Origin of the sequence: Desulfurivibrio nitratireducens (genome assembly GCF_044068515.1) — a bacterium.
Classification (GTDB): domain Bacteria; phylum Desulfobacterota; class Desulfobulbia; order Desulfobulbales; family Desulfurivibrionaceae; genus Desulfurivibrio.
In genome coordinates this window covers 1-11,659 of sequence record NZ_JBIPKI010000060.1, presented here as the reverse complement: position 1 = coordinate 11,659, position 11,659 = coordinate 1, and the positions used below count along the sequence as shown (strand labels likewise).

Below are 11,659 nucleotides of genomic sequence, written 5' to 3'. Positions count from 1 at the left end.
GCTAGGCTCTTGGTCCGGCCGGCCTGTTTTTCCAGGCCGCCTCGGTTTCAGGCGGGGAAATACTTGCCCGCGTCCCGCAGGCGCTGGACCACCTTCTCCTTGCCGAGATGGGCGAAGACCTCGAACATGCTGGGGCCCTTGTTCTGGCCGGTGATCACGGCCCGGGCGGCGTTGATGGGAATCCCCGGCTTGACCTGGTGGGCCTCGGCGAATTCGCGGGCAACCCGCTCGGCTTCGTCAGGGGTTATTTGCGGCAGTTCGGCAAACCGCTGGGCCAGCTCGGGCAGCCATTCCTTGAGCTGGGGGTGCTTGAGCAGGTTTTTGTTCAGGGCCGTTTCGTCAATGGCAAAGTCGTCGGCAAACCAGGCCCGGCCCAGGGTGGTGAAATCGGTCAGGGTATGGAAGCGTTCCCGGCTCATCTCGAGGGTTTGCAGAAACCAGGACCTTTGGCCATTCTCGTAGGCCGGATCCCAAAGGCTTTCTTTCTCCAGGAAGGGTTTGACCAGAGAGGCCAGCTCTGCGATGGGCATGGTCCGCAGGTAGTGGGCGTTGATGTTGATTGCCTTGGGATCGGTGAAGAACTTGGGGTCGTCCTTGCGGTAATTGAAAATGGAGTTGGCCTTGGTGATTCCCCGCAGGGAGAAGGCTTCGATCAGTTCGGCCCGGGAAAAGATTTCCCGGTCGTCGCCGGACGACCAGCCCAGCAGCACCAGAAAATTAACCAGGGCCCAGGGAATGAAGCCGCGATCCCGGTAAAACTGGACCGCCACGATTTCCCCGTGACTGCGCTTGGAAATTTTGGCCTTGTTGAGATCCAGGGTCAGCGGCATGTGGGCAAAGACCGGCGGCGTGGCCCCCAGGGCCCGGTAGATCAGGATCTGGCGGGGAGTGTTGCTGAGGCCGTCCTGGCCGCGAATGACGTGACTGATCCGGTCGCGGATATCGTCCACCACGTTGGAGAGCAGGTAGAGGGGAGAGCCGTCGGAACGGACGATGACGAAGTCCTCGATATCCCGGTAAGCCCGCTCGATCCCGCCGTAGACTTCGTCCCTGAAGGCCACTCCCCCCTCACCCCGGGGCACCTTGAAGCGGATCACATAGGGCAGTCCCGCCGTTTCCCGGGCCGCGATTTCCTCTGGACTCAGGTCGCGGCAGGCCGCGTTATAACGGTAGTCGGCCTTGGCCTGGGCCGCCGCGTCGCGGCGGGCTTCCAGTTCTTCCTTGGTGCAGAAGCATTTGTAGGCCTGGCCGGCAGCGAGCAGTTGCTGGGCCGCGGCGACGTGTTCGGCGGCGTGGGCGGACTGAAAATAGGGTCCTTCGTCCCAGGTCACCCCCAGCCATTCCAGGCCCTCGATGATGCCGCGGATGGATTCCTCGGTGGAGCGTTCGGCGTCGGTATCCTCGATGCGCAGAATCAGCTTGCCGCCGTGTTTTTGGGCAAACAGCCAATTGTAGATGGCGGTGCGGGCCCCGCCGATATGAAGATAGCCCGTGGGGCTGGGCGGAAAACGGACGCGAACTTCACTCATACCGATACTCTCCTGCTGAAATGATAATCAAACAAGGTGACCAGTTGGCCCCAAACGCTTTGCCCGGGGGTTGGTTATTTCGTCGCAACTGTTGCCGATGGTCGCTGGTTATAGCGCTTTTTGGCCGGATATTCAATGAGCGAGTCTCCTCGACCCCTCTTTACTGGAACCGGGGCGAGGATTGGGGCGGCGGAGCCGGGGTTGGCTTGCCGGAGCCTGCTTGGCGGCATCATGGCACCGGGTTCATTGCCTGTCGCTCTCCTGAATCCCCAACTCCCGCAGGATCCGGATGTTGCCGGTCCAGTTCTTTTGCACCTTGACCCAGAGCTTAAGCAGAACCTGGCGGTCCAGCATGACCTCGATTTCCTCGCGGGCGGCCTGGCCGATCCGCCGCAACATGGTGCCTTTTTTGCCGATGATGATCCCTTTCTGGGAATCCTTTTCCACCATGATGGTGGCGTGGATGGTGGTCAGGTTGCGGGCCGGGTTTTCGCGAAAATGCTCGATGGCCACCGCGGTGGAGTAGGGCAGTTCGTCCCGGGTCAGGAGCATGATTTTTTCCCGGATGATTTCAGCGCAGATAAAGCGCTCGCTGGCATCGGTGGGGATGTCCTCGGGGAACAGCCGCGGGCCCCGGGGCAGCAGGCGGCGCAACTCCGTCAGCAGAATATCCTGGCCTTCACCGGTCAGGGCGGACAGGGGGATGATGGCGGCAAAGGGATAAGCATCCTGCCAGGCGGCGATCAGGGGCAGCAGCTTCTCCTTGCTGATCCGGTCTATCTTGTTGCAGAGCAGCAGGGCGGGACGGTCGGCCCATTGCAGCAGCCGGGCGGCCTCCTTCCTCTTCTCGGGCCGGTTTTCCGCCTCCGGGGCGGTGACATCGATCATGTAGGCCACCACGTCCACTTCGCTGACGGTATTGCGGGCGATTTTTACCATTTCGCTGTTGAGCCGGCTGCGGGCTTGATGCAGGCCGGGGGTGTCGAGAAAGACGATCTGGCTGTCGGCCTCGTTGAACACCCCCAGGATCCGGTTGCGGGTGGTCTGGGGCTTGGGGGAAACGATGGAAATCTTCTGGCCGAGCAGGCGGTTGAGCAGGGTGGACTTGCCCGCGTTGGGGGGGCCGACCAAGGCTACAAAGCCGCAGGTGATTTGTTCGGGCTGGTCATGGTTCATTTGGTTTTCCCGGTTAAGTCAAAATAATGTGATTAGTGGCGCGGCTGAGCGCACCGGCTTAGGGGCCATTTTACCTGTTTTGGCGGCGGCTGTCCTCGTTCTTCCGACGCTGTTTTGGGTGACAAGACCGGGAATTCCTGGTAGATGGAAAGCCTCGGTCAAAACGGGGACTCGGAGTGCCGTCATTGGCCCTGCCTTCCGCCTGCTTTTTCCACCTTCCCATAATCCAACCAAAGTTGATTCATGGCTTCTTCCGGAAATATTGTCGAATATGTCGAGCAGGGGAAATTCATCTGCGGCGTGGTCCTTGAATTTTCCGCCAACCGGCTGCGGATATTCAACCAAAACGGTCGCGAACTTAATCTGCCCGGCGCCCGGGTGGTGCATTGTTCGAGCCGGGTTCTGCCCGCTACCCTTTCCCGCGCTGAACAGCGGCGGATACTGCAGGAAACCGATCAGCGCCGGCGGGAACTGACCGAACAGATTGAGATCGACGCGGTCTGGGAACTGGCCGCCGCCGAGCCGGAGCAGTTTTTCAGCCCCCTTTTGCTGGCCGAACTTAATTTCGGCGGCGAGGCCGATGATGATCAGGTGGCGGCTTTTCTCCGGGCGGCTTTTCTCGACCGGCTCTATTTCAAATACAAGGATGGCCAAATCATGGCCCATCCCGCCGAGGTCGTGGAACAGCTCAAGGCCCGCCTGGAAAAGGAACGGGAGCGGGAAGCCCTGTTGGCCGAGGGGGCGGAGCGGCTGAAAACGCTTTTTGCCGCCGCGGTCTCCAGTCCCGGCGAGGAGAGCGCCGGGGCCACTAAGGCTGTCGGTCCGGCGCCGGGAGCTCCCGCCTCGCAAGGGTGGCCGGAACAGGAACGCTGCCTGGGCATCCTGCGGGATTATTATCTGCTGGCCAACGAGGCCGATGAAAGTGAGTTGGCCCGCGAGCTCTTGAAGCGCTCGGGCTTGACCCGGCCCCATGATGTTTATCATTTGCTGGTGGCTACCGGCATCTGGCAACCCGACGAAAACATTCCCCTGCTGCGGGCCGGGGTACCGGTGGCCTTCAGCCCCGAAGAGACCGCAGCGGCCGAAGCCTGCTCTGAACCCGATGCGGAGCTGCTGCTGGCCGAAGGCCGCCGCGATTTGCGGGATCTGCCGGTGATGACCATCGACGGCGCTTCCACCCGCGATCTTGATGACGCCCTGCACCTTGAGCGGCAAGGGGAGAATTTCCGGGTCGGAATTCATATCGCCGATGTGGCTCATTTCGTCAAACCGGGCTCGGTGCTTTTTAAAACCGCCCTGAAGCGGGTCACCTCGCTTTATTTTCCCGAGTCCCAGGTGCCGATGCTGCCGCCCCGTCTTTCCGAAGATCTTTGCAGCCTGGTGGCCGGCCAGGATCGTCCGGCCATGAGTTTTCTGGTCACTCTGACCCCGGCCGGCGATATTGTCGAATCCCGGATTGTGGCCAGCGTGGTCAACGTCCGGCGCCGCCTCGATTACGAGGAGGTGGAGAGCCTGCTGGCCACCGATCGGGATCTGCAGGATCTGCTGGCTCTGAGCCGGGCCCTGCGCCGGCGCCGGTTGGACGCGGGCGCCCTGCTGTTGCCGGTTCCCGATGTTAATATCCGGATCGACGAGCACGGCAACCCCGCCGTCAGCCTGGAAGAGGTCGATTTGCCGGGCCGCCTGCTGGTTTCCGAAATGATGGTGCTGGCCAACATGCTGGCGGCGGAATTCGTGGCCCAGCAGCAGGTTTCCGGCCTTTTTCGCATTCAGGACGATCCCCACCAGCGCCTGGTCCATGGTTACGAGCAGGATATTTTTACCCTCTGGCGGCAGCGCAAGCAGCTCAAGCCCGGCCAGTTGCTGACCCGGGGCGGCCGCCACAGCGGGGTGGGGGCGGCCAGCTATACCACCATCACTTCGCCGATCCGCCGCCTGCTGGACCTGGTCATGCAGCACCAGGTTTATGCGCTCCGGGCCGGCCAGGGGGCGCTGTTCAGCGAAGCAGACATGCTTGATTTCATTGCCGCCATCAACATCACCCAGGGCCGGCTGAACCAGGTCCGCCGGGAGCGCCAGCGCTACTGGCTTTTGAAATACCTGAGTTCCCGGGTGGGCAAAATCGTTGATGTTTTGATCGTGGGCCGTGGACCCCGGCGCATCACGGTGGTTCTCACCGATTGCCTGCTGGAGGCCGACCTGCCTCCCAGCCGGGGCCTGAATATTCAGCCGGGCGAGGTGGTGCCGGTAAAAATAGCCAAGGCTGAGCCCCTGGACGGCATCCTGCGTCTGGAGTGGTAAGCGGCGGCGCCCCTTCTTACTGGCATTTAGGCCGGGCCGGGGAGGAGTCCCTTGCCGGGTGATTCCGGCCGGGGCTGAAGGCGGCGGCAAAAAAAGAGCGGCGCTCAGTCGTAGATGATGCAGTTCCAGCGGGAAAGGATTTCTTCGGCCTGTTCATCGAGGCGGTCGGCCACTTCGTGAATTTGAAACCGCCGGTCGCACTGGTCGCAGGCCATCCGGACCCTGCCGCAGGAGCGCATGATCGTCAAAAGCCCCTTGCAACGGGGGCAGCCCATGGTGGTGGACATCCGGGTAGCCATCAAATTCAATCCCTCCGCGGTAATTTTTCGGCGCAAGCCTGCCGGACCGGCCAGGCCGGCCGCGATTGCCGAATGGAGCAACCGGTTCCGGCAAATTAAGCCTGGCTGGGCCCGGCGATACCGGTCACCGGCGCGGTCAGACTCCGCTTTTAAGCCAGCAGACTCTGGCGGGTAAAAATAGCCCGCAACTCATAGCCCCGGGCTGCCAGAGCTTCGCCGCCGCCTTCCTGGCGATCGACGATGGTGGCCACCAGGCCGACCTGATAGCCTTGGGCTTCCACCCGGTCGATGACCTTCAGCAGGGTGCCGCCGGTGGTGACCACGTCTTCCACCAGGGCCACCACCGCTGCCTCGGGCAGGTTGCTTTGCCCCTCCAGATAGGCCTCGGTGCCGTGTTTCTTCGATTCCTTGCGCACGATAAAGGCCGGAATCGGGGCCTTTTCCAGGAAGCTGACCAGGGAAACCGCGGTGACAATGGGGTCCGCCCCCAGGGTCATCCCGCCCACCGCGTCGATCTTTTGCGGATTGTTTTGGATCATCTCGAAAAGCAACTTGCCGCACAGATAAGCCCCCTCGGCATCCAGGGTGGTCTGTTTGCCGTCGATGTAAAAATCCGATTCCTTGCCCGAGGTGAGGAGGTAGGTTCCTTCGCGGTAGGACTTTTCCAGAATTATTTGCTTTAAGCGCTGTCTGTCGTTCATTGGTATGATCCTTTTTTACATTTTCTGCAAGTAGTTGGCCAGGTTGGCCTTGGGACTCACCACCGGCTCGATCTCGCCGCCGCCGGCGGACATCACCACCATTACCCCGGGCCCGTGACCGGCCAGCACGCAGTCGGAATGGACCACGATGCCGATAACCACCCCGCCGCTGCGATAGATGCGGCCATAGCTGGCGTCGGCGTCGGTGATGGCGACGAAATCGCCCAGGCGCAGGTCGGTGAGCTGGTGTTTTGCCACTGTGGGGTGGTCGAAAAGCTGAATATCGTAATCCCCGCTGTGGCTATGGGGCGAACCCAGACCTGAACCCATGATCGCCGCCGGGACCTGGTGGGTCACCGGCACCTGCAACTTGCCGTCTTTGCCCGCTTTGAGGGGCAGGGCGCTCAGCAGGTCGGGATCCAGGTTCATGATGCTCACCTGGGGGAAATCGAGCAGCTTCAGGCCGCAGCCAAAGGCCTTGATCTGGATTTTATCGCCGATCACCAATGCTTCCAGGATTTTGGCGGGAAAATCGATCAGCACATGTTCAATGCCGCCGTGTTTGCCGGTCACCCGGCCCTTTTTGCCCTTGGCTTCGCCGCTGACGATGGTGGCCAGGTTGCCGGCGCAGGAAAAAAGATTAAGGGCCCGGTTGGGGCCGGGCTGGCCCTGGAACTGGGTAAAGTTGCTGATGGAAACTCCGGGCTCGACATGGTCGGCAAAAAAACCGCAGGCGGGATCGCCGATCCGCAGATTGTAGGTAATCCCGCCGACCCCGGGATAAATGGCGGAGTGCCCTTCCGGATTGATCCGGTAGGGGTTGACGCCGCCCAGCGGTGAAGTGATTTCCCCGATCACCGATTGACAGATCAGTTGTTCCCGGTTGGTTTTCAGCATAGTTTGCTCCTTGTTGGCATAATTGCGGCGCCGGCGGCGGCCCGCCCGGAATCTTCGCCCTTAAACGTTGAAGCGAAAATTTACACAGTCCCCGTCCTGGACAACATACTCTTTGCCCTCCAGGCGCAGCAGCCCTTTTTCCCGGGCCCGGGCCTCGCTGCCACAGGCCAGCAAATCCTGGCAGGAGACCACCTCGGCCCGGATGAAACCCCGTTCGAAATCGGTATGGATGACCCCGGCGGCTTGGGGGGCTTTGCTGCCCCGGGGCACCGTCCAGGCCCGGGTTTCCTTTTCCCCCACGGTGAAAAAGGTTATCAGCCCCAGCAGTTCATAACCGGTGCGGATCAGCCGGTGGAGTCCCGGTTCGCTCAGGGCCAGGTCTTCGAGAAAATCGCGGCGTTCGGCTTCATCCAGCCGGCTCAACTCCTCTTCAATGGCTCCGGAAATCATGACCAGCGAGGACTTTTCGGCGGCGGCGGCCCGGCTCAATTCCTCGACCCAGGGGTTGCCGCGGCTGATGTCCTCTTCGGCCACGTTGGCGACGTACAAAACCGGCTTGGCGCTGAGCAGAAACATGGTCCGCAACAGCTCCCGGCCGTTGTCGTCCAGCTCGAGGGAGCGGGCCGGCAGGCCCTGATCGAGATGGTTTTCAATGGCCTGCAGGATCAACACCTGTTCCTTGAAGATTTTGTCGCCGGACTTGGCCTGGGAGACGGTTCTGTCAAGACGCTTGCGCACGCTTTCCAAATCGGCGAGAATCAGTTCGGTGTTGATGATTTCCCGGTCCCGCAGAGGGTCGACATCACCGCTGACATGAACGATATTGTCATCTTTGAAACAGCGGATCACGTGGGCGATGGCGTCAACCTGGCGGATATGGCCCAGGAACTGGTTGCCCAGGCCCTCGCCCTTGCTGGCCCCGCTGACCAGACCGGCAATATCGACGAATTCCATCCGGGCGTTGACCTTGTTCCTGGTTTTGACCATGGCGGCCAGGCGGTCGAGCCGTTCATCGGGGACCGGGACCATGCCCACGTTGGGCTCGATGGTGCAGAAGGGGTAATTGGCCGATTCGATGCCGGCCGCGGTCAGGGCGTTAAAGATGGTGGACTTGCCCACATTGGGCAGGCCGACAATGCCGCAGCGAAATCCCATGGTAACAGATATCCTCAGAAAAGTTGGGCTGGCAGGAGCGGGCGCAGGGCTCAAGCGCAAAAACTTTTACTTATAATGGTTTCGGGGCAATTCAGCAAGATAAACGTCAAGGAGAAATTTTGGCCATTACGGGGAGGCGGCGGCGCAAGTGGTGAGCTATAAAGGGGTAGGGCGGCTTGGGGAGCTGCTGGGCGGACTGGCTACGGCTCGGAGTTGGCGCTCTCGGCTGGCCCAGCATACCGTTTTTCTGTTCTGGCCCGAAGTGGTGGGGGAGGAAATTGCCGCCGTTTCCCGGCCGGAAGTAATCCGGGACGCGGTTTTGTGGGTTCGGGTGGCCGACCCGGTCTGGACCCAGCAACTCCAGTTTGAAAAAAACGTTATGCTGACCGCAATCAACCAGCGCCTGCAGCCCGCGGAGCAACTGGCCGCCATTCGTTTCCGCCTGGACCCCGGCCTGGAACGGGAACAGGAGGAGCTTGCCGGGGAACGGCTCGAGGCGCAAGAAGCCGCCGCCAGGACGGCCGGATCCCGGCGGGATGTCAGTCCCGACCCGGCCAAAGAGGCCGAATTTGTGCGGATGATTGGGGGGATCAAAGATGCCGAGGCCAGGGCCAATCTCCTGCGTCTCTGGCGCAAGGCGCAACGGGCGGGCGGTTAGACGGACTGAAATTGGGCCGTCTGCGGCCAAAGCCTAATCGGCCTGAGCCGGTCTGGGGAATCCCTTAGTCCAGGTCGTTGAAAATGTACTGCAACAGGGCGATAACGGCGATGGCGGCGGTTTCCGCCCGCAGAATCCGGCGCCCCAGGCCCACCGCCAGAAAACCGGCTGCGCGGGCCTGGGCAATTTCCTCGGTGCTGAAACCGCCTTCCGGTCCGATCAGGACCATGATGGAGCGCGGGATGGCGAGGCTATTGACGACGCTCCTCAGGGGCGGGGCTTCCGGCTGTTCCCAACAGATCAAGCGCAGATCGCAGCCCTCGCCGGCGGCCAGCACCTCGGCGAAGGAACGGGCCGGGTGGCAGGTCGGGGGCCAGGGCTGATTGCATTGCTTGCATGACTCCTGGATGATCCGCTGCCAGCGGGCGAGCTTTTCCGGCCCGGGGGCGGGGTTTTTGGTGTGGGTGGAAAGCAGGGGATGGATGGCCCTGACCCCCAGCTCGGTGCATTTCTGCACCACCAGATCCATCTTTTTGCCCTTGAGCATGGCCTGGCCCAGGTGGATGGCCAGCCGGTCCGGCGGGGTGTCGCTGGCGGCCAGCACCGCCAGTTCGACTCGGTGCAAGTCGCCGCCCTCGATCTTAGCCTGGTAAACCATGCCGCTGCCGTCGAAGAGTTCCACTTCGTCGCCCGTTTTCAGGCGCAGAACCCTGAGCAGGTGGTGGGCATCGGTCCCGGCCAGAAAGGCCCGGGAGCCGGCGATGGCCTGGCGGTCAATGAAAAATCGTCTCATTACGGTTGCTCTTGCTTCCGGTTATTGCCCAGCGCTGGTTTAACCTTCTCCGCCGGCCGGTTTGTGGAACAGAAAAGCGGCCCATTCTTCCTGGCAGGGGTTGGCGACCAGGTTAAGGCCCAGGTCCCGGAAGCGGTGCTCGATCCGGTTTGCCTGCTCGCCCACCAGGATGCCGGCCAGAACCAGGTGGCCGCCGGGCCTTACCAGGTCGGTCAGAACGGTGGCCAGTTCCAGCAGAACATCGGCGGTGATATTGGCGATTACCGCTTCGAAGGTGGTTTTTAATTCCCCAATGGGGGTTGCCGAGGCCCGGACAATATTTTCCAGCCGGTTGCGCTGAATGTTGCTTTGGGCCGCCTCGACGGCCAGGGGATCGTTGTCCAGGGCCAGGATTTCTTTTCCGCCCCAGAGTGCCGCCGCCATGGCCAGAATGGCGGTGCCGCAGCCGGCGTCCAGGATGGCAACCGGCGGACGGGGCGAGGCAAAAATGGTTTTAAGCAGTTGCAGGGCCAGCCGGGTGCTGGCATGGTGGCCGGTGCCGAAAGCCATGCCCGGGTCCATTTCGATCACTTTTTCCCCGGCCTGGGGGGTGTAGTCCTCCCAGCTCGGCTTGATGGTCAGGCCTGGGGCCACGGCCAGGGGGGTGAACTCCTTTTTCCAGGCCGCGTTCCAGTCGCATTCGGTGATGACTTCGGTTTGCGGTTCAGGGATCAGGATGGCCGGGTTTTGCCGGCGCATTTGGCCCAGGAAGCCGTGGATGGTTTCCAGGTGGTCGTTGAGAAGGTCGTTCTGCTCGAGATAGACCGTGACCTCTTCCCAGCCGGAATCCTCCCCGAAACCGGTGTAGCCCTGCTCAACTCCGCTGTCGCTGCAGGAGGCCAGCAGGGCGGCGATCGCCTCGGCCTGCTCGGTCGGGCATTGGATCGAGATTTTTAGCCAGGTGCGAGGCTTGTTAAGCATGGCGGTCGCCTGAACTGGTTGCGGGTTGCGGGATGATCCGGTTAACTGCGGCTTGGAGCTGCGAATTTACCGGAACTATCTGGTCATGACAACCGAAACCATCCGGCAGCCCGGAGTAAGCCAGGCTGGAGTCCGCTCTTGCTTGGCGGTCAGGTTATTTTTAATCAGGTTTACGAGAACCGCTTGCAGCAAGCGGGACGCTTCGGCGAGGACTTGAGGTTCATGGAAAAGCAGGAGCTGGAAAAACTTTTGCGCGAGGTTGCTGCCGGCCGTTGTCCGGTGGACAGGGCCCTGGGGGCTCTTCGGCATTGGCCGGGAGAAATGCTGGGCTGCGCCCACCTTGACCACCAGCGGCGCCTGCGCACGGGAACTCCCGAGGTGGTCTATGGCGAGGGCAAAAGTGCGGAGCAGATCGGCCTGATCATGGAGAAACTGCTGGAAACAGGTGAAATGGCCCTGGCGACCAGGGTCGATGAAGAAAAGGCGGCGGCGGTCCGCTCGATTCTGCCCGGGCTGATCTATCATCAGCAGGCCCGGATGCTGACCACCGGTTTGCCGGCGATTGACCCGGCCAGATGCCGGGGCAAAATTCTGGTGATTTCCGCCGGAACCTCCGATGAGCCGGTGGCCGAAGAGGCCGCCGTAACCGCTGCCTGTCTCGCTCAGCCGGTGGAACGCCTGTATGATGTGGGAGTGGCGGGAATTCACCGTTTGCTGGGCCGGCGTCACTTGCTGGACGAGGCCGCCGTACTGATCGTGGTGGCCGGCATGGAAGGGGCTTTGCCCAGCGTGGTCGGCGGTCTGGTGGATAAGCCGCTGATCGCCGTGCCCACCAGCGTGGGCTATGGAACCTGTTTCGGTGGAATCGCCGCCCTGCTGGGCATGCTCAACAGCTGCGCTCCGGGAGTGACGGTGGTCAATATCGACAACGGATTTGGCGCCGCCTGCGCCGCCGGGACTATTAATAGAAGGACTTGAACCCGGGCCGGGGGCCGGCAAAAAAAGATGGCAAAAGTCATTGACAAGCCGGGAGGCGGCGGCTATCTTGCCGCCCTTTCCGGGATGCCCGGGAAGGCCGGAACCGGCTGATAAAACCGGGTTGCCGGATTTGAAAAAAAGTAAAAAAGCGATTGACAGTGTTGGCGGTTTTGGTTAAATTGCCGACTTGCCCTTCAGGGTTTCCCTGGGGC

11 protein-coding genes are annotated in these 11,659 nt (G+C 61.7%); 3 read left to right on the top strand and 8 right to left on the bottom strand.

Features of this window, described 5'->3' with window-relative positions:
* Positions 1 to 47: 47 nt before the first annotated feature.
* Positions 48 to 1,529, bottom strand: coding sequence for a glutamate--tRNA ligase (gene gltX / locus ACHHTY_RS11130; protein ID WP_395494225.1), 1,482 nt, complete (start codon positions 1,527 to 1,529; stop codon positions 48 to 50).
* Between the two features lie 243 nt (positions 1,530 to 1,772).
* Positions 1,773 to 2,705 carry a GTPase Era gene (gene era, locus ACHHTY_RS11125; protein WP_395494224.1) on the bottom strand — a complete coding sequence of 311 codons (933 nt, stop codon included), beginning with the start codon at positions 2,703 to 2,705 and terminating at the stop codon, positions 1,773 to 1,775.
* 243 nt (positions 2,706 to 2,948) lie between these two features.
* Here era and ACHHTY_RS11120 point away from each other — a divergent pair, with 243 nt between their 5' ends.
* On the top strand, positions 2,949 to 5,006 hold the full coding sequence (locus tag ACHHTY_RS11120) for a ribonuclease catalytic domain-containing protein (protein WP_395494222.1): 2,058 nt from the start codon (positions 2,949 to 2,951) through the stop codon (positions 5,004 to 5,006).
* A 104-nt stretch (positions 5,007 to 5,110) separates the two neighbouring features.
* Here ACHHTY_RS11120 and ACHHTY_RS11115 read toward each other — a convergent pair whose 3' ends face one another.
* The 4 genes from ACHHTY_RS11115 to ychF all read right to left on the bottom strand — a co-directional run bounded on the left by ACHHTY_RS11115 (position 5,111) and on the right by ychF (position 8,058).
* The gene (locus ACHHTY_RS11115) at positions 5,111 to 5,305 is read right to left on the bottom strand and encodes a dual CXXC motif small (seleno)protein (protein ID WP_395494221.1); all 195 of its coding nucleotides are present in this window, start codon (positions 5,303 to 5,305) and stop codon (positions 5,111 to 5,113) included.
* A gap of 149 nt (positions 5,306 to 5,454) precedes the next feature.
* Positions 5,455 to 6,006: an orotate phosphoribosyltransferase gene (pyrE, locus tag ACHHTY_RS11110; protein ID WP_395494220.1), complete on the bottom strand. Its 552-nt coding sequence runs from the start codon at positions 6,004 to 6,006 to the stop codon at positions 5,455 to 5,457.
* A 15-nt stretch (positions 6,007 to 6,021) separates the two neighbouring features.
* Positions 6,022 to 6,903 (bottom strand): DUF4438 domain-containing protein, encoded by an 882-nt coding sequence (locus ACHHTY_RS11105; protein ID WP_395494219.1) that lies wholly within the window; start codon positions 6,901 to 6,903, stop codon positions 6,022 to 6,024.
* 60 nt (positions 6,904 to 6,963) lie between these two features.
* The gene (gene ychF, locus ACHHTY_RS11100; RefSeq protein WP_395494217.1) at positions 6,964 to 8,058 is read right to left on the bottom strand and encodes a redox-regulated ATPase YchF; all 1,095 of its coding nucleotides are present in this window, start codon (positions 8,056 to 8,058) and stop codon (positions 6,964 to 6,966) included.
* Between the two features lie 148 nt (positions 8,059 to 8,206).
* Between ychF and ACHHTY_RS11095 the strand changes: the two genes are divergently transcribed.
* On the top strand, positions 8,207 to 8,716 hold the full coding sequence (locus tag ACHHTY_RS11095) for a DciA family protein (protein WP_395494216.1): 510 nt from the start codon (positions 8,207 to 8,209) through the stop codon (positions 8,714 to 8,716).
* 64 nt (positions 8,717 to 8,780) lie between these two features.
* Here ACHHTY_RS11095 and ACHHTY_RS11090 read toward each other — a convergent pair whose 3' ends face one another.
* Both ACHHTY_RS11090 and ACHHTY_RS11085 read right to left on the bottom strand, forming a co-directional pair.
* Complete coding sequence (locus ACHHTY_RS11090) at positions 8,781 to 9,509, bottom strand: 16S rRNA (uracil(1498)-N(3))-methyltransferase (protein WP_395494215.1); 729 nt, start codon at positions 9,507 to 9,509, stop codon at positions 8,781 to 8,783.
* Between the two features lie 39 nt (positions 9,510 to 9,548).
* Positions 9,549 to 10,469, bottom strand: a complete 921-nt coding sequence (locus ACHHTY_RS11085; protein ID WP_395494214.1) for a 50S ribosomal protein L11 methyltransferase — start codon at positions 10,467 to 10,469, stop codon at positions 9,549 to 9,551.
* Positions 10,470 to 10,691: 222 nt separating this feature from the next.
* On the opposite strand from ACHHTY_RS11085, the gene larB reads away from it, so the two are divergent.
* Positions 10,692 to 11,447, top strand: coding sequence for a nickel pincer cofactor biosynthesis protein LarB (gene larB, locus ACHHTY_RS11080; RefSeq protein ID WP_395494213.1), 756 nt, complete (start codon positions 10,692 to 10,694; stop codon positions 11,445 to 11,447).
* Positions 11,448 to 11,659: the final 212 nt, after the last annotated feature.